18 protein-coding genes and 2 tRNA genes are annotated in these 19,952 nt (G+C 71.2%); 16 read left to right on the top strand and 4 right to left on the bottom strand.

Features of this window, described 5'->3' with window-relative positions; all coding sequences use genetic code 11:
- The first annotated feature begins 9 nt into the window (after window positions 1–9).
- The 6 genes from QI554_RS30070 (at window position 10) to QI554_RS30045 (ending at window position 5,895) form a co-directional block, all read left to right on the top strand.
- Window positions 10–1,191, top strand: a complete 1,182-nt coding sequence (locus QI554_RS30070; RefSeq protein ID WP_281474275.1) for an acyl-CoA dehydrogenase family protein — start codon at window positions 10–12, stop codon at window positions 1,189–1,191.
- Window positions 1,188–2,177: a bifunctional MaoC family dehydratase N-terminal/OB-fold nucleic acid binding domain-containing protein gene (locus tag QI554_RS30065; RefSeq protein ID WP_281474273.1), complete on the top strand. Its 990-nt coding sequence runs from the start codon at window positions 1,188–1,190 to the stop codon at window positions 2,175–2,177. Before QI554_RS30070 ends, QI554_RS30065 begins: the two co-directional genes overlap by 4 nt.
- Window positions 2,178–2,180: 3 nt before the next feature.
- Window positions 2,181–3,311 (top strand): acyl-CoA dehydrogenase family protein, encoded by a 1,131-nt coding sequence (locus QI554_RS30060; protein WP_281474271.1) that lies wholly within the window; start codon window positions 2,181–2,183, stop codon window positions 3,309–3,311.
- On the top strand, window positions 3,308–3,730 hold the full coding sequence (locus QI554_RS30055; protein WP_281474270.1) for a MaoC family dehydratase: 423 nt from the start codon (window positions 3,308–3,310) through the stop codon (window positions 3,728–3,730). Before QI554_RS30060 ends, QI554_RS30055 begins: the two co-directional genes overlap by 4 nt.
- A complete protein-coding gene (locus tag QI554_RS30050) occupies window positions 3,727–4,908 on the top strand; it encodes a lipid-transfer protein (RefSeq protein ID WP_281474267.1) in 1,182 nt (393 codons plus the stop codon). Before QI554_RS30055 ends, QI554_RS30050 begins: the two co-directional genes overlap by 4 nt.
- 189 nt (window positions 4,909–5,097) lie before the next feature.
- Window positions 5,098–5,895 carry a glycoside hydrolase domain-containing protein gene (locus tag QI554_RS30045; protein WP_281474265.1) on the top strand — a complete coding sequence of 266 codons (798 nt, stop codon included), beginning with the start codon at window positions 5,098–5,100 and terminating at the stop codon, window positions 5,893–5,895.
- Here QI554_RS30045 and QI554_RS30040 read toward each other — a convergent pair.
- A complete protein-coding gene (locus QI554_RS30040) occupies window positions 5,832–6,209 on the bottom strand; it encodes a hypothetical protein (RefSeq protein WP_281474264.1) in 378 nt (125 codons plus the stop codon). The genes QI554_RS30045 and QI554_RS30040 overlap by 64 nt on opposite strands.
- A gap of 204 nt (window positions 6,210–6,413) precedes the next feature.
- On the opposite strand from QI554_RS30040, the gene QI554_RS30035 reads away from it, so the two are divergent.
- Both QI554_RS30035 and QI554_RS30030 read left to right on the top strand, forming a co-directional pair.
- Entirely contained in the window at window positions 6,414–8,114 is a 1,701-nt protein-coding gene (locus QI554_RS30035; RefSeq protein WP_281474263.1) for an MDR family MFS transporter, read from the top strand.
- A gap of 32 nt (window positions 8,115–8,146) precedes the next feature.
- Window positions 8,147–9,790, top strand: coding sequence for a long-chain fatty acid--CoA ligase (locus QI554_RS30030; RefSeq protein ID WP_281474261.1), 1,644 nt, complete (start codon window positions 8,147–8,149; stop codon window positions 9,788–9,790).
- 102 nt (window positions 9,791–9,892) lie between these two features.
- On the opposite strand, the gene QI554_RS30025 is transcribed toward QI554_RS30030, so the two are convergent.
- Window positions 9,893–13,498: a PAS domain-containing protein gene (locus tag QI554_RS30025; RefSeq protein ID WP_281474260.1), complete on the bottom strand. Its 3,606-nt coding sequence runs from the start codon at window positions 13,496–13,498 to the stop codon at window positions 9,893–9,895.
- 146 nt (window positions 13,499–13,644) lie between these two features.
- On the opposite strand from QI554_RS30025, the gene QI554_RS30020 reads away from it, so the two are divergent.
- The 6 genes from QI554_RS30020 (at window position 13,645) to QI554_RS29995 (ending at window position 16,956) form a co-directional block, all read left to right on the top strand.
- Window positions 13,645–13,735 (top strand) — tRNA-Ser (locus QI554_RS30020).
- A gap of 487 nt (window positions 13,736–14,222) precedes the next feature.
- Window positions 14,223–14,298 (top strand) — tRNA-Arg (locus QI554_RS30015).
- Window positions 14,299–14,356: 58 nt separating this feature from the next.
- On the top strand, window positions 14,357–14,977 hold the full coding sequence (locus QI554_RS30010) for a hypothetical protein (protein WP_281474258.1): 621 nt from the start codon (window positions 14,357–14,359) through the stop codon (window positions 14,975–14,977).
- Window positions 14,978–15,189: 212 nt separating this feature from the next.
- Window positions 15,190–15,504: a hypothetical protein gene (locus QI554_RS30005; RefSeq protein ID WP_281474256.1), complete on the top strand. Its 315-nt coding sequence runs from the start codon at window positions 15,190–15,192 to the stop codon at window positions 15,502–15,504.
- Between the two features lie 53 nt (window positions 15,505–15,557).
- Complete coding sequence (locus QI554_RS30000; protein WP_281474254.1) at window positions 15,558–15,890, top strand: hypothetical protein; 333 nt, start codon at window positions 15,558–15,560, stop codon at window positions 15,888–15,890.
- Window positions 15,891–16,404: 514 nt separating this feature from the next.
- Entirely contained in the window at window positions 16,405–16,956 is a 552-nt protein-coding gene (locus tag QI554_RS29995; protein ID WP_281474252.1) for a tetratricopeptide repeat protein, read from the top strand.
- Between the two features lie 529 nt (window positions 16,957–17,485).
- Here the strand turns inward: QI554_RS29995 and QI554_RS29990 are convergent.
- Window positions 17,486–17,833 carry a hypothetical protein gene (locus QI554_RS29990; RefSeq protein WP_281474250.1) on the bottom strand — a complete coding sequence of 116 codons (348 nt, stop codon included), beginning with the start codon at window positions 17,831–17,833 and terminating at the stop codon, window positions 17,486–17,488.
- A gap of 200 nt (window positions 17,834–18,033) precedes the next feature.
- Between QI554_RS29990 and QI554_RS29985 the strand changes: the two genes are divergently transcribed.
- A complete protein-coding gene (locus tag QI554_RS29985; protein WP_281474249.1) occupies window positions 18,034–18,282 on the top strand; it encodes a hypothetical protein in 249 nt (82 codons plus the stop codon).
- Between the two features lie 482 nt (window positions 18,283–18,764).
- Here QI554_RS29985 and QI554_RS29980 read toward each other — a convergent pair whose 3' ends face one another.
- The gene (locus QI554_RS29980) at window positions 18,765–19,352 is read right to left on the bottom strand and encodes a histidine phosphatase family protein (protein ID WP_281474248.1); all 588 of its coding nucleotides are present in this window, start codon (window positions 19,350–19,352) and stop codon (window positions 18,765–18,767) included.
- A 231-nt stretch (window positions 19,353–19,583) separates the two neighbouring features.
- Here QI554_RS29980 and QI554_RS29975 point away from each other — a divergent pair, with 231 nt between their 5' ends.
- Window positions 19,584–19,811 (top strand): hypothetical protein, encoded by a 228-nt coding sequence (locus QI554_RS29975; protein WP_281474246.1) that lies wholly within the window; start codon window positions 19,584–19,586, stop codon window positions 19,809–19,811.
- Window positions 19,812–19,952 lie beyond the last annotated feature (141 nt).

Here is a 19,952-nt window from a genome sequence, read left to right as displayed (position 1 = left end):
GCCGATGACGTGCATCTCGCCCCAACACCTGCGCAGGACGCCCTGCGCGCCGAGCTGCGGGAGTATTTCACCCGCCTGATCACCCCCGACGTGCGGGAGGCCCTGGAGGCCGAGGGCGAGTCGGGTGGGGAGACCACCCAGCGCATCCGGCGGCAGATGGGGGCGGACGGCTGGCTCGGGATCGGCTGGCCGGTCGAGTACGGCGGCCAGGGCAAGGGCCCCGAGATGCAGTTCATCTTCTTCGACGAGGCGTACCGCGCCGGCGCCCCGGTGTCGATGGTCACGCTCAACACCGTCGGCCCCACGCTGATCAAGTACGGCAGCGAGGAGCAGAAGAAGTACTTCCTCCCGAAGATCGTCTCCGGCGAGATCATCTTCGCGATCGGCTACAGCGAGCCGTCGGCCGGCACCGACCTCGCGTCGCTCCAGACCAAGGCGGTCCGCGAGGGCGACGAGTGGGTGATCAACGGGCAGAAGATCTTCACCAGCACCGCGCAGGGCGCCGACTGGATCTGGCTCGCCTGCCGCACCGACACCGAGGCGCCCAAGCACAAGGGCATCACGATGATCCTGGTGCCGACGAACGACCCGGGCTTCGCGTGGACGCCGATCGTCACGGTCGGCGGCATGACCACCACCGCGACGTACTACGACAACATCCGCGTCCCGTACGGGAACCTCGTGTACGAGGAGAACCGCGGCTGGAACCTCATCACCAACCAGCTCAACCACGAGCGGGTCGCGCTCGCCGCGCTCGGCATGCAGGCCGAGGACTTCTTCAACGAGGTCCTGGAGTGGGCGCGCGCCACGGAGATCGAGGACGGCGTACGCGTCATCGACCAGCCGTGGGTGCAGCTGAAGTTCGCCGAGACGTACGCGCGCCTGTCGGCCGTCCGCATGTTCAGCTGGCGCCTGGTGCACGACGTCGGCAACAACACCCTCAACGCGGGCGACGCCTCGGGCGTGAAGTTCTTCGGCACCGAGGGCGCCATCGAGGTGTACCGCAACCTCATGGAGATCGTCGGCCCGGACGCCCTGCTGCGGCCCAAGTCGCCGGGCGCGTTCAGCGGCGGCCACCTGGAGGCGATGAACCGGCGGGCGCAGATCAACACGTTCGGCGGCGGCGTCAGTGAGGTCCAGCGCGAGATCGTCGCCATGGTGCGGCTCGGGATGACGAAGGTGAAGCGGTGACCACAGTGGAAGAGACGGACGCGCAGGCCGCCAAGGCGGAGTTCCTGGCGCGCCTCAAGGAGTTCGAGGGGCTGCACTGCGAGTCGGGCGTCCTCGCGCTGGACCCGGTCAACGGCCCGATGATCCGGCACTGGGCCGAGGCCATGGGGGACACCAACCCGGTCTACACCGACGCCGAGTTCGCCAAGACGACGCACTTCGGCGAGATCGTCGCGCCGGCCACCATGCTCCAGGTGTGGATCATGCGCGGCCTGCACGCCGGCCAGCCCGGCGGCGACAGCCCCGTGCAGCGGCTGTACGACCTGGTCGTGGAGGCCGGCTTCGGCTCGGTCGTCGCGACCAACTGCGAGCAGGAGTACATGCGCCCGCTCAGGCTGGGCGAGACGGTCGAGTACGACCAGCTGATCGAGACGGTGTCGGAGGAGAAGACCACGGGCCTCGGCACCGGGCACTTCATCACCACGCTGGTCAACATCTTCGTGCGCACCGGAGAAGGGGCCGAGGAGCGCGAGCTCGTCGGCACCCACCGGTTCCGCATCCTGCGCTACACGCCGCACAAGCGGAAGCCGAAGCAGGAGTTCAAGCCGCGTCCGCGCCGCGTGGTGAACCGCGACAGCAAGCCGTTCTGGGACGGCGTCGACGAGGAGAAGCTCCTCATCCAGCGCTGCACCGAGTGCGGCACGCTGCGCCTGCCGTTCGGCCCGGGCTGCAACAACTGCGCGTCGCTCGAGTGGGACACCGTCGAGGCCGGCGGCCTGGGCACGATCTACTCGCACGTGACGATGCACTACCCGAAGTTCCCCGCGTTCGACATGCCCTACGCGGTCGCGCTGATCGAGCTGGACGAGGGCGTCCGCACGCTGTCCAACATCGTCGGTATCCCGCACGACGAGGTGCGCATCGGCATGCGCGTCGCCTTGGAGTTCGTGCAGCACGACGCCGATCTGAAGCTGCCGGCCTTCCGCCCGGTGGACCAGGAGGCCTGACCCATGGACTTCAACCTCACCGAGGACCAGCAGGCGCTCGCCGGACTGGCCGGGGAGATCTTCGAGGCGCGGTCGACGCACGACCGCATGAAGCAGCTCAAGGCGGCCGGCCAGGAGTTCGACGCCGACCTGTGGCGCGACGTCGTCGCCGCCGGCCTCATGGGCGCGGTCATCGACGAGAAGCACGACGGCGGCGGCCTCGGCACGGTCGGCCTGGCGCTGCTGCTCGAGCAGCAGGGCCGCTTCACCGCGCAGGTGCCGCTGCTCGACACGCTCGTGTACGGCGTCCTGCCGCTGCTCGAGTTCGCCCCCGAGCCGGTGGTCGAGGCGCAGCTGCCCGCGCTGCTGGACGGCTCGCGCATCGTCGTGGGCGCGCTCGCCGAGACCGGCGCGGGCCTGCCCGGCACGCCGAAGGTCACGGCGCGCGAGACCGACGGCGGCTACGTGCTGGACGGCGTGAAGCGGTCGGTGCCGTGGGCGCAGATCGCCTCCGGTGTGCTGGTGACGGCGAACCTGGCCGGACGTGTCGCGGTGTTCGTGGTCGACCCGGCGGACGACGGCGTCACCGTCGAGGCCGCGCCGACGACGGCGCCGTGGGCATCCGGCAACGTGATCCTGGAGAACGCCCCCGCGGTCCCCGTCGGGGACGTCGCGGACGGCCCGGCGACGGCGGCGTGGATCGTGGACCGGGCGCGCGTCGCGCTCGCCGCGCTCCAGGTCGGCGTGTGCGCGCAGGCGCTCACCCGTACCGTCGAATACGTCACCACCCGCGAGCAGTTCGGCAAGCCGCTGTCCACGAAGCAGGGCGTCATGCTGCGCGCCGCGGACGCGTACATGGACACCGAGGCGATCCGCGTCACCGCGCTCGAAGCGGCCTGGCGCATGGACCATGGCGAGGCGGCGACCGAGCAGGCGCTCGTGGCGCGCTGGTGGGCGTCGGAGGGCGGCAAGCGCGCCGTCCACGCGTGCCAGCACCTGCACGGCGGCATGGGGTCGGACATCGACCACCCGATCCACCGGCACTTCCTGTGGGGCCGTCAGATCGATGTGACGCTCGGCAGCGGAATCCAGCAACTCGCGGCGCTCGGCGCGCTGTTCGCGCAGGGGGCAACCGGCAAGGGAGCAGGGGCATGACCGACCGCACCAGCCTGACGTACGACGACGTCAACGTCGGCGACGAGCTGCCCGAGCTGGCGATCCCGCTGACCGCGACGCTGATCACCGCGACGGCGATCGCCACGCGCGACTACCAGGACGTGCACCACGACCGCGAGCTGGCGCAGGCCAAGGGCTCGCCGGACATCTTCATGAACATCCTCACCAGCAACGGCCTGGTGGGCCGGTTCGTGACCGACTGGGCCGGCCCGGAGACGGAGCTGCGCAAGGTCGCGATCCGGCTCGGCGCCCCGAACTACCCGGGCGACACCATGACGCTGACCGGCAAGGTCACCGCCAAGACCGACGGCCTCGTCGAGGTGGCCGTGGTCGGCGCGAACAAGCTCGGCAACCACGTGACGGGCACCGTCACCGTCGCGCTGGGAGGATCCAAGTGAGCCTGAAGCACGCCGACTCCCTCAAGGGGAAGACCGCGATCGCGGGCATCGGCGCGACCGAGTTCTCGAAGGACTCGGGGCGCAGCGAACTGCGGCTCGCCGCCGAGGCGGTCAAGGCCGCGCTCGACGACGCCGGCATCGCGCCGTCCGAGGTCGACGGCATGGTGACCTTCACGATGGACAACAACCCCGAGATCAGCGTCGCGCGCGCGGCCGGCATCGGGGACCTCACGTTCTTCAGCCGGGTCCACTACGGCGGCGGCGCGGCGTGCGGCACGGTCGCCCACGCGGCCATGGCGGTCGCCACCGGCATCGCCGACGTCGTGGTCTGCTACCGCGCGTTCAACGAGCGCTCGGGCCGCCGCTTCGGATCCGGCGTGCTGGAGCGCACGCCCACCGCCGAAGGCGTCGAGCTGGGCTGGAACATGCCGTACGGCCTGCTCACCCCCGCGTCGTGGGTCGCCATGTTCGCGCAGCGCTACCTGTACACCTACGGTGCGACCACCGAGGCGTTCGGGCACGTCGCCATCGCGGACCGCGCGCACGCGGCGAACAACCCCAACGCGTACTTCTACGGCAAGCCGATCACCATGGAGGACCACCAGAACTCCCGGCCGATCGTCGAGCCGATGCGCCTGCTCGACTGCTGCCAGGAGACCGACGGCGGCCAGGCCCTGGTGATCGTGAGCGCGGAGCGCGCCAAGGACCTGAAGCAGAAGCCCGCGGTCATCAACGCGGCGGCGCAGGGCGCGGGCCGCAACCAGGAGCAGATGTCCAGCTTCTACCGCGACGACATGACCGGCCTGCCCGAGATGCAGGTGGTCGCCAAGCAGCTGTGGCAGACCTCGGGCCTGACGCCGGACGACATCCAGACGGCGGTGCTGTACGACCACTTCACGCCGTTCGTGCTGATGCAGCTGGAGGAGTTCGGCTTCTGCGGGCGCGGCGAGGCGCCCGGGTTCGTGGCCGACGACAACCTGCTGATGGGCGGCAAGCTGCCGACGAACACGCACGGCGGGCAGCTGGGCGAGGCGTACCTGCACGGTATGAACGGCATCGCCGAGGCGGTGCGGCAGATCCGCGGCACGTCGGTCAACCAGGTCGAGGACGTGCACAACGTGCTCGTGACGGCCGGCACGGGCGTGCCGACGTCGGGGCTGGTGCTCGGCCAGGCCTGATCCACCGGTATCCACTGCCGTTCGCCGGCACCAACCGGCATCCACCGGCAGCGAGGCGCCGGGGCCTTTGGCCCCGGCGCCTTTGCGCTGTCCGCGTGACACCGCGGCGTGTCACGGCGGATTAGTCGGATTGTCCGTCTTTCTCCCGCGCACCGTGGACGCACGTGTGTGGAGAGAAAGGGGCCGGCCGTGCGCCGCATCCTCCGCGTCGGCACCACTGTGGCGCTGACCGTCCTGCTGCTCGCCTACGCAGTGCCCTCCGCGGACGCCGCCCGGGCCAGGCCCCGGGGCATGCGCACCGTTGCCGGTGCGGCGTTCGACACGTGCGAGGCCCAGCCGGTGGACGCCATGCAGGCGTGGCGGGCGTCCCCGTACAAGGCGGTCGGCATCTACGTGGGCGGCGTGAACCGCGGGTGCGCCAACCGGGGTCTGACCCGCGAGTGGGTGCGCCGGGTGCACGCGCAGGGCTGGGAGTTCCTGCCGATCTACGTCGGCGCCCAGGCGTCGTGCTCGACCTCGCGCAAGTCGGTCCGCATCGACCCGGCCCGCTCGTGGGACATGGGCAGGGCGGACGCCGACGACGCGGTGGACCGGGCCGCGGCCGTCGGGTTCGCCCGGGGCAGCGCGATCTACTTCGACATGGAGCACTACGACAACCGCAACGCGGACTGCCGCCGCGACGTGCTCAACTTCGTGTCGGCGTGGAGCGAGCGGGTCCGGGCGCGCGGCTACACGGCGGGCTACTACAGCAGCCTCAGCTCCGGCATCGCCGACCTCGTGCGGTTCGCCGGGACGCGCGCGATGCCGGACGCGATCTGGTACGCGCGCTGGGACGACCGCGCGAGCACCGCAACCGACGACATTCCGGACCAGCTGTGGCGCGGCCGCCGGGTGCACCAGCACCACGGCAACGTGCAGGAGACCTACGGCGGCGTGACGGTCAACATCGACCGGAACGCGCTGGACGGCCCGGTCGGCGTGCTCTGAGCCAGCGCCGCGGCGTGCCGCGGGCCGGGGAGCAGGGCCCGGACGGCCGGGGGCGCCGTGAGCCCGCGGCTCATGTCGCCGACCAGCAGCGCCAGCTCGGTGGCCAGGTCGACGGCGTGCCCGTGCGCGGGGTGCTCGCGCATCCACCAGCACATGACCTGGACGATGGGGCCCGCCGCCTCGGGGTGGCCGAGGATCGCGGTGCGCGCGCCGACGGCTCGGGGCGGCAGGTCGCGAGGCAGATGGAACCAGGTGCCGTCGCGGAAGCCGAGCACGGGGTGGCCGAGTGCGTCGCGGATGACCACGTCATACATGCGGATCATTCTCCGTGCGTATTACTCCAAAAGGTGGAATTACACATGGATTTCACCCGTACGTGGTCCTTTTGGGGACTTGCAGGGCGCGAGTCCCGGCTCACACCCGCCGCCGGGTAATTCTGTTGCTTGCTGCAACTAACGCAGGCTATCGTTAGTTGCGCGAAGCAATGCTGGTGGCACGTCGAGTGCGGGGCGGGAACCATGGCGATCACGGAAAGCGACACCACGTCAGGCGGCAGATCCCAGGCGGTCGACCTGGCCGGGCCGGCCGAGTCGACCGACACGGTCGAGCCGCTCGACCCGGAGTCGGACGAGACGGCCGCCGCGGGGGAGTTCACGCACCGTCAGATCATGCGCGTGATGAGCGTCCTGCTCGTCTCGCTGTTCGTGGCCTGCATCTCCGGCACCGTCATCAGCACCGCCCTCCCGACCATCGTCGGCGACCTCGGCGGCCAGAACCAGCTCGCCTGGGTCGCCAGCGCAGGCCTGCTCACCACCACCGCGTCGACCCCGCTGTGGGGCAAGCTCTCCGACCTGTACGGCCGCAAGCGGCTGTTCCGCGTCGCGCTCATCCTGTTCGCCGCGTCCTCCGCGCTCGCCGGACTCTCGCAGTCCATGAGCCAGCTCATCGCCGCCCGTGCCGCGCAGGGCGTCGGCGTCGGCGGCATCACCGCGCTGACCCAGGCGATCATGGCCGACGTCACCACGCCGCGCACCCGCGGCCGCTACTCCGGCTGGATCGGCTCGGCGTTCGGCGTCGCGACCGTCGCCGGCCCGCTGATCGGCGGGTTCCTCGTCGGCTCAGAGGCGCTCGGCTGGCGCTGGTGCTTCTACGTCGGCATCCCCTTCGCGGTCGCCGCGCTCGTCATGGTCGAACGCGTCCTGAAACTGCCGTTCGTGCGCCGCGAAGCGCACGTCGACTACCTCGGCGCGGCCCTCATCACCGGCGCCGTCACGTCCGTGCTCCTCGCGCTCTCGCTCGGCGGCCAGAAGTGGTCGTGGAACTCCGGCACCACCTACACGCTCGCCACGCTCACCCTGGTGCTCGCGCTGGGTGCGGTGTGGCAGGAGCGCCGCGCGACGCAGCCGATCCTCCCGCCGCACCTGTTCCGCAGCCGCACCTTCCGGCTCGCCGGCGCCGGGTCGTTCTTCGTGGGCTTCGCGATGTTCGGCGCGATGATCTACCTGCCGCAGTACCTGCAGATCGTGCGCGGCATGAGCCCCACCCGCTCCGGCCTGATGACGCTGCCGATGGTCGTCGGCATGCTCGGCGCCTCGATCGTCTCCGGGCGGCTGATCACCCGGTTCGGACGGTGGAAGGGCTTCCCGATGGTCGGGCTGCCGCTCATCGCGACCGGTCTGTTCCTGCTCTCGACGCTGACCGTGGGCACGCCGCTGGCACTGGCCGGTGCGTACATGCTGGTGCTCGGCGTCGGGCTCGGGCTGTCGTCGCAGGTGCTGGTCCTGGCCATCCAGAACGACGTCGACAAGTCCGACATCGGCATCGCGACGTCCGCGGCGTCCTTCTTCCGCTCGATGGGCGGCGCGGTCGGCGTCGCGGTGCTCGGTGCGATCCTCAGCAACCGGCTCGGCGCGGCGCTGCCCGAGCTGATGCGCGAGCGGCACGTCGCCCCGCCCGCGGGCGGCGGCCTCGACCGGCTGCTGGGCAGCCCGTCCGCTATCCACGGCCTCGACGCGCCGCTGCGCGGTGTGGTGCTCGACGCGTTCACCCGCGGCCTGCACACCGTCTTCCTCGTCGCCGCGCCCGTCACCCTGCTGGGCTTTCTCGCCGTGCTGGCGATCCGCGAGGTGTCGCTGCGCGGCTCCGAGCCCGCGAAAGCCTCGGACACGGGGCTGACAACGCCCCGGGTTCGCAGCACAATCCTGGGTACCCGCCGGTAAGTAACCGCGAAGGACGCCCCCAGGAGGACTGGATGCTGAGCACGATGCAGGACGTGCCGCTGACGATCACCAGGATCATGCAGCACGGAACCACCGTGCACGGCAAGGCCGAGGTGGTGACCTGGACCGGTGCCGAACCGCGGCGCGCCACGTACGCCGAGGTCGGGCGCCGCACGGCACAGCTCGCCCACGCGCTGCGCGGCCTCGGCGTCACCGGCGACCAGCGCGTCGCCACCTTCCTGTGGAACAACCAGGAGCACCTCGAGTGCTACCTGGCCATCCCCTCGATGGGCGCCGTCCTCCACACCCTCAACCTGCGGCTCCCCGCCGACCAGCTCATCTACATCGCCAACCACGCCGACGACAAGGTCCTCGTCGTCGACGGCAGCCTGGTCCCGCTCTTCGCGCCCGCCCTGCCGCACCTCAAGACCGTCGAGCACGTCGTCGTCACCGGCAACGCCGACCTCGCCCCGCTCGAGGGCGGCGACAAGCAGATCCACCGCTACGACGAGCTCATCGCCGGGCAGCCCACCGAGTTCCCGTGGGTCGAGGACATGGACGAGCGCAGCGCCGCCGCCATGTGTTACACCAGCGGCACCACCGGCAACCCCAAGGGCGTCGTCTACAGCCACCGCTCGACCTACCTGCACAGCATGCAGGTGTGCATGGTCGAGGGCTTCGGGCTCGGGCCCGGCGACACCGTGCTGCCCGTCGTGCCGATGTTCCACGTCAACGCGTGGGGCCTGCCGTACGCCGCGATGCTGTCCGGCGCCTCGATCCTGATGCCCGACCGCTTCCTGCAGGCCGAGCCGCTCGCCGCGATGATCGGCCAGGTCAAGCCGACCATCGCCGCGGCCGTGCCGACCATCTGGACCGCGCTGCTCGACCACCTCGACGAGCACCACACCGACGTGTCGTCGCTGCGCGAGGTCATCGTCGGCGGGTCGGCGTGCCCGCCCGCGCTGATGGAGGCGTTCGAGAAGCGGCACAGCGTCCGCGTCATCCACGCGTGGGGCATGACCGAGACGTCGCCGCTCGGCACGGTGGCGCGCCCGCCGATCGGGCTCAGCGGCGAGGAGGAGATGGCGTACCGCGTGACGCAGGGCCGGCTGCCCGCGTCGGTGCAGGCGCGCCTGGTCGGCCCTGACGGGGCGTTCATGCCGCACGACGGCGTCGCGGTCGGCGAACTCGAGGTCCGCGGGCCGTGGATCGCCGGCGGCTACGTGGGCGGCGAGACCGGCACCGACTCGGTCGAGGGCGACCGGTTCCACGACGGGTGGCTGCGCACCGGCGACGTCGGCACGCTCACCCCGGACGGATTCCTGCAGCTGACCGACCGGGCCAAGGACGTCATCAAGTCCGGCGGCGAGTGGATCTCGTCGGTCGAGCTGGAGAACCACCTCATGGCGCACCCGGACGTCGCCGAGGCGGCCGTCGTCGGCGTGCCCGACGAGCGGTGGGGCGAACGGCCGCTCGCCACCGTCGTGCTGCGGCCCGGCGCGACGACCGGGCTCGAGGAGCTCAAGGAGTTCCTGGCGGGGCGGGTCGCGCGCTGGCAGGTGCCGGAGCGGTGGAGCATCGTCGCGTCGGTGCCGAAGACGAGCGTCGGGAAGTTCGACAAGAAGGTGATCCGGCGGCAGTACGGCGAGGACGAGCTGGACGTCGTGACGCTGTGACGCTGTGACGTGCCGGCGTCTGACGTCCGTTGACATCGTGGTGCCCTGACACGGCGAAGGGCCCGGCCGAGCGGCCGGGCCCTTCGTGTGCGTGTGCGTCTGTCAGACCACCGAGGCGATCTTGCCGAGCAGGTCGACGACCCGCTGCTGCACGTCGTCCCGCGTCGAACGCTCGGCGAGGAAGAGCACCGTCTCGCCGGTGCGGAGGCGGTGCACCTCCTCGGGAGCGATGTCCACCGTCGTGTAGACGACGATCGGAGTCGAGTGCAGCCGCTGGTTGTTGCGCAGCCAGTCGACAATGCCGAGCCGGCGTCGGCGTACCAGCATCAGGTCGAGGACGACGAGGTTCGGCTCGACGCTCGACGCCTTCGACACCGCCTCGCTCTCCGAGGTCACGTGCACGACGTCCATGCCGCGCCGCGCGAGCGAGCCCGTGAAGGCCGCCGCGATGTCCGCGTCGCCCTCCACCAGCAGTACCCGTGACGCGTGCGCCGGGCTGTCGGCGGGTGCGAGGGAACGCAGGAGCACGGCCGGGTCGGCGCCGAACGCGGCATCGCGCGTCGCCTGCATCAGGCCCGCGGTGACCAGCACCGGGATCTCGGCGGCGGTCGCGGCGGTGCGCAGACTCTGCAACGCGGTCCGGGTGATCGGCCCGGTCAGCGGGTCGACGAACAACGCCGCGGGATGCGCGGACGCGCTCGCGTCGACCTCCTCACGCGACCGCACCAGCACCGGGTCCCAGCCGCGCGCCGACAGAGCGCCCGCGGTCGGGCCGTCGGGGGCGGGCCACACCAGGAGACGGCGCGGGCGGCCGTCCGGCGTGGGGGCGACCATCGCGGGGTAGTCCGGGTCCAGCGCGGCGAGTTCGCCCGGCGGGGGCGTGTCGACGTCGACGGCGCCGGGGTATCCGGGGTATCCGGGGTGGCCGAGGTGCCCGGGGTACGGCTGTTGGTCCGGCTGTCCGAGGTGGTTCAGCTGCCCTGGCTGCATCGGGTGACCCGGTTGACCGGGGTGTCCCGGTTGTTCCGGGTGACCCGGGAACGGCGGCTGGGGCGCGTGCTGTTGCCGGCCCGGCTGCTGCGGCTGCGGGACCACCGAACGGCGGCGACGACCCTGCAGCGCCTGCGGGTCGGCTGGGGGAAGCCCGAACTGCTGTGCCGAGCTGACGCCTCCGGGCAGCAGCGGCGGCGGCGGCGTGCTCGGCATCGGCGGAAGGGCCGGGAAACCGCCCGGCGCGGCCGGGTCCGCGGTGTCGCCCGGCATACCGGGGTCCGCCGGGCCGAACGGCGGGGTGGGCGCGGACGGTATCTGCGGCATGAGCGCGGTCGGCGCGTCGGCGTCGAACGCGGGCGGGACAGGGGGTCCCGGCAGGGCCGGGGGCGTGGCGTCGGGGGTGGCGTCGGGGGACCCGGGGGTCCCGGGTATGCCCGGGACCGGGCCGGCCTCCGCGCCGTCCTGCGACTGCTGCGGCGTCTCCTGCTGCGGGAACGGCGCGTCCGGACGGTCCTGCACGCTCGTCGAACGGCGGTGCGCGCTCGCGTGCGACTGGGACGGTATCGACGCGGGCGGCGTCGACAGGTGGTGCCGGGCCCGCGCCATATGGCGGGTGTGGTGGCCGTTCGCCTTGGCGGGCACGGAGGGCACTCGCGGCACCGGTGCGGCCTCCGCGGCCGCTTCGGGCGCGGCCGCCTCCGGCTCCTCGGCGGCGGGCAGACCGCGGCGCGCGCCACGACGACCGCCCGCGGCGGGCACCAGCGGCACCGGGCCGGCGGATTCCGGGGTCTCCGCCGCCGATTCGCCGGCGGGCAGCGCGATCGGCTTCGTCGGCGCGGGCAGCGGCGGGACGGTCGGGAGAGGCGGCACCACCGGAGTCGCGGGCGCGAGGCGGCCGCGCGCGCCGTCGGCGTTGTCGTCCGAGCCGTTTCCGGGCGCCTGGGCGCCCGGCGAACCGGCCGACCCCCTGCGTCCGTTCGCGGGGACGACCTCGGCCGCACCCCTGATCGCGGGCAGGTGGGACGCGCCGGACGACGGCTTGTCCCCGTCGTCCTTCTTGTCCGCGGAGTCCTTCGCGTCCTTCGAGGCGTCGGCGTCCTTGTCGGCCGCGGCGCCCTTCGAGTCCTTCGACTCCTCGGCGTCCTTTTCGTCCTTGCCGTCCGCCGTGTCTTTGGCGTCGTCGGCGTCCTTCCCGCCCTTCGACTCCTTGGGGTCCTTCTTTTCGGCGGCGTCCTTCGCGGCCGTGCCCGGGCGGACCGCGGGGCCGGTGCGGGCCCGCTTGCGCGCACGGGGGCCCTCGACGGCCTCGCCGGGCCGCTCCTTGGCGGCCTCCTCGTCGGCGGGCAGCTCGACGACGTACGTACTGCCGCGTCCCTCGACGGTGTGCGACTCGACCGTGCCGCCGTGCGCCTCGATCACCGAGCGGGCCAGCGGCACATGCACCGAACTGCCGCGGCTCGCGGGGCCGCGCACCTCGATCCGGGCCACCTCGCCGCGCTGCGCCGCCGCGACCACGACCGTCGAACCCTTCGGGCCGGCCGCGACGGTGTCGGCGATCAGGTGGCCGAGCGCGCGCGTCATCGCGTCGACGTCCACACGCACGCCGACCGGGGCGGCCGTCACCGTGAACTCGACGCCCGCCGCCCGCGCCGGGTACGTCACCGTCTCCAGCGCGCGGTCCAGCAGGTCGTCCACCGTCGCCGCGGCGCGGTCCTTGTCCTCCGTGCCCGGCTCCGCACCGCCGCGCTGGTGGTCCAGCACCTCGGTGGTCAGGCCGGCCATCTCCTCGAGCTCGCCGGCCACCTGGCGCACCACGCGCCGGGCACTCGGGCCCAGTTCGCCGATGCTGCCGTCCGCGAGCGTCTTCAGACGGGCCCGGGAGGCCTCGATGCGGGCGAGCAGCTCGCCGTCCAGCAGCTCCGCCAACTGCTCGCGGTGCTCGGCCAGACCGCGCTCGCGCGTCAGGTCGGTGAACGTCATCACCGCGCCGACGACCGCCTCGCCCAACAGGATCGGCGCCGTCGTCATCTCGACGTGCACGGGCTCGCCGTCGCCACGCCACAGCACCTGGTCGCGCAGCCGCTGCTTGCGACCGGAGTTCAGGGTGACCAGCGGGGGGCACTCGTCGGCGGGCATCGGCGAACCGTCCGCACGCTTCGACTGCAGCAGCTCGTGCAGCGACCGGCCGCCCAGATCGCTCGCGCGGTGCCGCAGGATGCGCGCCGCCGCCGGGTTCGCCAGGACGATCGACCCCTCGGAGTCGATGCCGATGATCCCCTCGGTCGCCGCGCGCAGGATCATCTCGGTCTGGCGCTGCTGGCGCTGGAGCTCGGCCTCGACGTCCACGGAACCGGTCAGGTCCCGCACCACGATCATGAGGAGCTCGTCGTCGTACGCGCCGGGCAGGTTCGCGCTCGTCACCTCGACCGGCATGAGCGAGCCGTCGGTGCGCCGCGCGGTCATGCGGGTCGGCTTCGTACGCGGCTCGACGTCCATCGCGCGCACGGACCCGGGGATCCGGCTGCGGTCGAACGTCGGCAGAAGATCGAGCAGGCCGCGGCCGACGATCGGAGTGCCGGGTGCTTCCAACGCCTCCAGCGCCATCGCGTTCGCGTTGACGACCGTGCCGTTGCGGTTCACGAGCAGGAGCGCGTCCGGCAGGGCGTCGAGTATGGCGGCGAGGCGAGCAGCGCCTCTGGATGGCCTGCTGCTCACGAAGCGCGTACCTCCTCAACGTCCCCTGGACTGCGCCGACGGCCCATCTTGCCCGCCCCCCCGAGGCATGTCACGACGACTATCCCATTGTTTTTGCCTACGTGTTGACCGGGCGGGTAATCTATCCGGCGTCGGGGAACACCGATGGAGGCTTCGCCTAGTCTGGTCTATGGCGCCGCACTGCTAATGCGGTTTGGGTAACCAACCCCATCCCGGGTTCAAATCCCGGAGCCTCCGCAGCTCACGTACGGCCCGCCCGGTCCCCACCGGGCGGGCCGTACGTCGTTTCCAGCGCCTCCCCACGCCCTTCCGGCCCCCCACCACCCGCGGCTCCCGGCCCCGTCTCGGCCCGATCCCGCCCCCACCACGGCCCGATCGCGAACCCACCCGCGCCGCCCCCCGGCACCCAAATCGCCGCCACCCCCCTCCACGGTCGACCTTCCGCGCCCCACCCCCGATGTGATCTATGCCGCATCCCACCCCCAAGCCCCACGCACCCCTCCACCCCGGCATTTCGCTCACAGCGAACACCGCCCGGCTCTGATGCGCTCCCGCCGTGACCCGGCCCTCCCCAGCCACCCCGCCAGATCCCCCTCCATCCCCCTTTCCACCCCGCTCCCACAACCCCGGACCCCCAGCTCAGACCCCCTCCCCTCGACCGGTCACACAATCGATTTCAGCCCCGGGCGCGGATCCTGTATTGTTCTTCTCGTCGCAACGACAAGCGCTCGTAGCTCAACGGATAGAGCATTTGACTACGGATCAAAAGGTTGCAGGTTCGAATCCTGCCGAGCGCACCAGCTCAGAGGCCCTCCCGAGATGATCGGGAGGGCCTCTTGCTTTGCGTTGGGAGCCAACTTGGGAGCCACGCTCAGGAGTTGGGCTCCCGGGGCAGTTCGCCCGCTGCCTTCTTGGGAGCAGGAGGCCGGCAACGCTCGGCCCGTCCTCGCCGCCGAGGATTTCGCGGGTGCGAACCGACTTGCCGAACTAGCGCGCGCCTACCGACTGGAACCGACGTTCGAGCACATCCCGCTCAGCGGCGCCATCGACCTGAACCGCGACGGCCTGATCGTGGTCTGCGGACCCCGGCTGTCCCAGGACGTCGCCGGAGTCCTCGCCACCGACCCGCGCTTCCGGTTCGAGAAAGCCGCCGATGGCCCGTGGACGCTCCGCGACCTCACTACCGACGAGGTCCACCGTGCGGGCATGGACTCTGACCCTGCGACGAACAGCGACGTCGCGTACTTCGCACGCCTGCCCCGCCCGGACGGCAACGGCCTGCTGCTCGTCCTCACCGGCATCCACCCGCAAGGGTCGCTCGGCGTGATCCACCTGATCACCCACGACTTTGAAGACCTCTACAAGCGCGTCGGCACCGGCCGCTTCTCGTGCCTGGTCGACGTCGAGTACGACCCCGAATCGAACGAGCCTGTCAACGTCCGCGTCCGGACGCCGTTCTACAACCACGACGAGGAGTAGCCCGTGCTGCGAGTGGAGTTCGCCACCCCGCGCCGCCGGCCGCCCAGATCTCTCGCTGACCGACTGCCTGGCCGAGGCCGTCGACGCCACAGCCCCAGGTCATCACCGACGACCGCGAAGCCCAGACCGGCGCCCGCTAACGCGCTCCCACGGACAACACCCCGACCGGCACTGCCGAACACGTCGCGGCTCACCGCGCCTACGTCGAGGCCATGCGCGCCCACCGCAACCAGCCCGGCGGCTTCTGGGTAGCCGCCACCAACCCCGACGCTGCCGCCGAGGCCCTCACCGGCCGCACCCCACTCGCCGACGTCCGCTCCTTCATGGCCCTGAGCGACGGCGCGTCCCGCCTGGTCGACCGCTTCGAACTCACCGACTGGCCCGGCGCCTTCAAACTCATCCAGGAAGCCGGCCCCGCCCACCTCATCGAACGCGTCCGCGCCGCCGAAGACGACGATCCCCGCTCCACCCGCTGGCCCCGAGGCAAAGCCAAAGACGACGCCACCGCGGCCTTCTACCGGCGATAGCCATCAGGCAAATCTCCGAGGACGCACCGAGTCGCCGTACGTACCCTCACCCTGTGAACACTCAAGAGCCGTACCTCAGGTACGACGGGGACTCAAAGGTGCTGGCAGCCATCGGAGACTCTGTCGAGGCTCAGATCGGTCGGGTCACCGTACGTCTCCCGAAGGCAGTAGCCGAAGCCGCAGTTGCCGCCTGGGACCGCGACGAGCTGGACCCGATCGGCGAAGAGACCCACGAGCAGCGCGCCCTGCGCAACGACGCTGCGGAACTGGCGTTGATCGGCCTCGCGATCTCAGAGCGCGGTCGCTGGGAGAACGACGAACTCATCGTCGACGTGGATGTGGCCTCCGCAGGGGCAGCGTTGCGAGCAGCACAAGAGCGCCACTGACATACCGCCGCGCGTGGTGCCGGTCCGTGGACGCGTACCGCGCCGACCGGCCTGTCGGCCGCTCCGGGGGAAGTTCCGTCCTTCCCCCGCCCCCCTTCGCGGTCCGTGACGACGCCTGCCACTCACCACGCGTCCCCGACTTGGGTGCCCCCGGTCGCGGCTTGGGTGCCACTCGCCCGCGTGTGATCGGCGCTCGGACGATCGACTGCCGAATTAATCTCTACTGGATCAAGAGCGCGCCCGCGAGCGGGCGCGCCGCCGCCGCGCCGTGGGGGGCGGCCCCCCCCCGGGGGGGGGGCGGCCGCGCCCCCCCCCCCCCCCCCCCCCCCCCCCCCCCCCCCCCGCCGCCGCGCCGTGCGGTCCGCACCGGGCGTGCGGCGTGGCCGCCGGTCCCGGCGCGGCCCGCCCGGGCGACGGCTGGGCTTGTAGTGTCGGCCGTCGCTCGCTCTGGTCGCGAATCATTAGCCGTACTACCGTCGGATGCTCGCCTACGGGGAGGGCTTCAGTGGGGCACATGCCATGGGACCGACGCCGCGAGGGCGGGGAGCCCGCCAAACCGAGCCCCGAGGAAATCATCGGCTGGATCAACGCCGCAGGCAGACTTGACGCGCAGGGCCGCGAGGACGAAGCCATCAGCCTTCTCCGCCGCGCGGCCGACGCGGGCGACGCCGACGGGGCCGCTCTGCTCGGCATGATGCTGTTCCAGCGCGGCGCCGAGGACGACGGAGAGGCCTGGCTGCAGCGAGCCGCCCTGGCCGGGCACGTCAAAGGTTGCCTCTGGTACGGCCTGCTGCTCAAGAAGCGCGGGGAGTGGACCGCCGCCGTGCCGTGGCTCAAGCAAGCCGCAGAAGCAGGCGACGTCCTCGCAGCGTTCTCTCTCGGGATGTCCCTGATATCTCAGCCGCAGGAAGCCGAACCCTGGTTCCGCAAGGCCGCCGAGGCAGGCCACCACGCAGCCATGCACTTTCTCGGCCAGATACTCATGCGCAACGGCGACGTGATCGGCGGCATGGAATGGATCGCCCGCGCCGGCCCTCCGGATGCCTTCCTGCCACCGGCAGGCTGAGCCATCCAGCTTCCGGGAGGACGCCGGCCAGGACCACCACAACACCGACCCGTTCGCGGGCCTAATAGCAGTCTCGGCCCCACCGAACTTCGTCAACATGGGCGCATGCGCCGAGCGGTGCACCCAGTTCGTACGGGCACCCGAACGTCCCGAGATCCCACGGCCTAGCAAGATCGTGAAACTGGCACGAAACGGCACCCTGCGAAACTTCCCCGAACTACGGTTACGCCGCAGGTCAGAGCCCTGAAACCCACACGGCGGCCGTGTGCCTCCGGAGCCGTTCGCCGCTGCGGAACCTGGAGCGAAGTCGAGGGCGGGAAGGCGGGGGCGGTAGGCGCGCGGCCGGCGCTAGCAGGCTTCACTCTTGGCCATCAACAGGGCCTGGACGTCGGTTAGGCCTCCGGACTCAGCCGAGGACCGCCCCCGGACAGATCCAGGGATGCAACTGCACTACAGAGCTGGGTGCCTTGGATGCCGGCCGCGCGCCGGCAAGCCTAGGTCCCGGCGCCGACACCCGGCCTGGGGTCATCTACGGCCTGGGGTCATCTACGAGTAGAGACGGCTCGTGGACTGCGGCGCTCTGGTCGGCGGTTAGCCAGTAGAGGAACCGCTGTCGCTCGTTACGGATGAAGCCGCCGCAGACATGTCCGGGGATGTATGAGGTGAGGGCCTCCACGGCATCGCCCACGCCCTGGAGGGTGTCACCGCGCTCGGCGGCCATCTCGATGCGGAGCTCCCACATGCTCACGAAGTAGCCGACAGGGTCGGCCGTGGCCTGGAACTCGAAGTGTGCGCCAGCGTCGAGGGCGTGCTTTGCTTCCAGCGCGTGTCGTGTCGCCAGGCTGCCCAGGAGGGCGGAGAGCGTGTCACGGTCCATGTGGCGATCATGCCGGTGAAGGCGATGGGGCGGGCCGCGCTGTACAGCGCTCTACTGCAGCAACGCACTTGGTCGAGTTCGGCTCGCTGTGGCGGGCAGCGGTGTCCGTCAGTCCGTATTGACCGGTTGCGCCCGGAGGGGCGCGAGCTACGGACCAAATGCTGTCGTCCGTCGGGTGGCTGTGTGTCACGCTCGCAGGTATGCGGATCGTGGCGGACGGCTCGGCGGTGGTTGGGCGGATGGTGCTCGCGAACGAGTTGGTGAGTGGGGACCGCGCGTTCGTGTTGGACGAGCCGTTGTTTCTGCGTGCTGATGATCGCGTGACGTTCGCGTGGAGTGCCGTCATCGTCACGACGGCGACGGGGGAGACGTTCAGCCCGGCCGGCCAGGGGGAGCGGCGTTGCTGGGGGCGGTGGGTTGGGAGCCGGATTGGGAGTCAACAGGGCTGAACGGCGGTGGACCGGCTCGGACGGCCTGAGACGCAGGAGCGGTGTTCTGGTTGGTCAGCGGGACTGTGGCGGACGACGTCGGACGAGGCTTGATCAGCTACGGATCAAAAGGTCGCAGGTTCGAATACCCCGTCAACGCACACCTCCCCGCAAGACCACGGTGTGTCGGAGGTCAGCGTTAGGGTCGCCGGAGATGGGCCGGTCAGAGCACCCTTCGAGGTCCGCGGTCATGGGGGGTGGGCGTAGGCGAGTCCCGGTGACAACTCAACAACGGCAGGAACCCCGAGGCTTCGGGGACGCCGACGGCACTTGCAATCCACACCTCACCCCCCTTCCGCGGCCAACAGGCCCCACGATCCGCCACTGTGACGCAGGCGCGCCTAGATCGGTTTGATCGGCGCTGCTGATTCCCAGGTTGGGCGGCAACGACGATGCCGGTACGTTCCGTTCGGCCTGGTGTCAGCGCCGCAACGGGTATGTGGCTAGGGGACGTTCCACGCCGCGATGCACGGCTGCCCGTGCTCGGTGGTCAAGACGCTGAGGGTGCCCGGGTGGGGATGGCCGAGGAGTCGGCTGGCGGACGGGTCGAGGCCGAGCCAGCGGACCGCGAGTATGCGCGCCAGGTGGCCGTGTGCCACGAGCGCGACGTCGCCGTCGGCCAGGAGCGGGCGGACCCGGGTCAGTACGGCGTCGGTGCGTGCGGCGACCTGGGGCAGTTGTTCGCCGGGATGGTGGGCGTCGCCGGGAACGACGCCGTCCCGCCACAGGTCCCAGCCCGGCCTCGTCTCGTGGATCTGCTCCGCGGTCAGGCCCTCGTAGCCGCCGTAGTCCCACTCCAGCAGGTCGGGGTCGGGCCTCACGTCGGTGAGGCCCGCCAATTCTGCCGTTCGCATCGCTCGGCTGAGCGGGCTGCTGAACACCGCGGCCAGGCGACGTTCAGCCAACCTCGGAGCCAGGGCTCTGGCCGAGTCCTCACCTGCCGCGGTCAGCGGAACGTCGGTTCGGCCGGCGTGCCGGCCCGACACGCTCCATGCGGTCTGGCCGTGCCGGATCACTATCAGCTCACCCATGGCTGGGCACGGTAGTTGATCTTGCATCGGTTTGTCGTGGCCACTTCGCGCAGAGTACGACCGGAGGCTCCCCGCAGCTCACCAGACATCCGTCGAGGGCGAGTTGGCGGGCTTGGGACTCTCTTCCACGACGGCGGTGGCCGCTCGTGGTGCTTGCGCCGTACGCAGGACGGCGTCGTGGTCCTGCGTGGTGAGCGTGTTGTGTCAGTGGGCACCGGTAGCGTGCGGCGGATGAGCATCGAAGCATCGTCCGCAGGTGTTGAAGTCTCCGTTCGGCTCTCTCCTGCGGCTGTTCATCGTGTCCAGGAGCTGATGGGCCTGGGCCTTGCGGCGTCGCTGGAGCACTACGTGGCCGACTCCGTCCGGAACCGGCTCGCGGGGTTCCAGGAGATCGTCGGCACGGGGCAGCCGGAGGGGGACCCCAAGGACTGGGTCATCGTTCCGAGCCAGCGCGCCTGAGGTATGACGGGAGGCGCCTACCCCGCGGGGTAGGCGTCGGCCCACGGGCCGGTGGACTCGTGGCGGACGGTCCCTCGGGTGGGTTACGGGCGGCGTGGCTAGCCGCTGGCGGAGGGGCCGGGTGGGGTAGACCTGAAATAT

Origin of the sequence: Yinghuangia seranimata, from assembly GCF_029953285.1 — a bacterium.
GTDB lineage: Bacteria > Actinomycetota > Actinomycetes > Streptomycetales > Streptomycetaceae > Yinghuangia > Yinghuangia seranimata.
The sequence above is the reverse complement of the archived record's forward strand: the minus strand, read 5'-3'. Positions and strand labels throughout refer to the sequence as shown.

Bases quoted from the DNA above. Each gene is read 5' to 3' on its own strand.
- QI554_RS30060 (WP_281474271.1), top strand. From the start codon at position 2,181: ATGGACTTCAACCTCACCGAGGACCAGCAGGCGCTCGCCGGACTGGCC.
- QI554_RS30055 (WP_281474270.1), top strand. From the start codon at position 3,308: ATGACCGACCGCACCAGCCTGACGTACGACGACGTCAACGTCGGCGAC.
- QI554_RS30040 (WP_281474264.1), bottom strand. From the start codon at position 6,209: ATGTATGACGTGGTCATCCGCGACGCACTCGGCCACCCCGTGCTCGGC.
- QI554_RS30035 (WP_281474263.1), top strand. From the start codon at position 6,414: ATGGCGATCACGGAAAGCGACACCACGTCAGGCGGCAGATCCCAGGCG.
- QI554_RS30030 (WP_281474261.1), top strand. From the start codon at position 8,147: ATGCTGAGCACGATGCAGGACGTGCCGCTGACGATCACCAGGATCATG.
- QI554_RS30005 (WP_281474256.1), top strand. From the start codon at position 15,190: ATGCGCGCCCACCGCAACCAGCCCGGCGGCTTCTGGGTAGCCGCCACC.
- QI554_RS29995 (WP_281474252.1), top strand. From the start codon at position 16,405: ATGCCATGGGACCGACGCCGCGAGGGCGGGGAGCCCGCCAAACCGAGC.
- QI554_RS29990 (WP_281474250.1), bottom strand. From the start codon at position 17,833: ATGGACCGTGACACGCTCTCCGCCCTCCTGGGCAGCCTGGCGACACGA.
- QI554_RS29985 (WP_281474249.1), top strand. From the start codon at position 18,034: ATGCGGATCGTGGCGGACGGCTCGGCGGTGGTTGGGCGGATGGTGCTC.
- QI554_RS29980 (WP_281474248.1), bottom strand. From the start codon at position 19,352: ATGGGTGAGCTGATAGTGATCCGGCACGGCCAGACCGCATGGAGCGTG.
- QI554_RS29975 (WP_281474246.1), top strand. From the start codon at position 19,584: ATGAGCATCGAAGCATCGTCCGCAGGTGTTGAAGTCTCCGTTCGGCTC.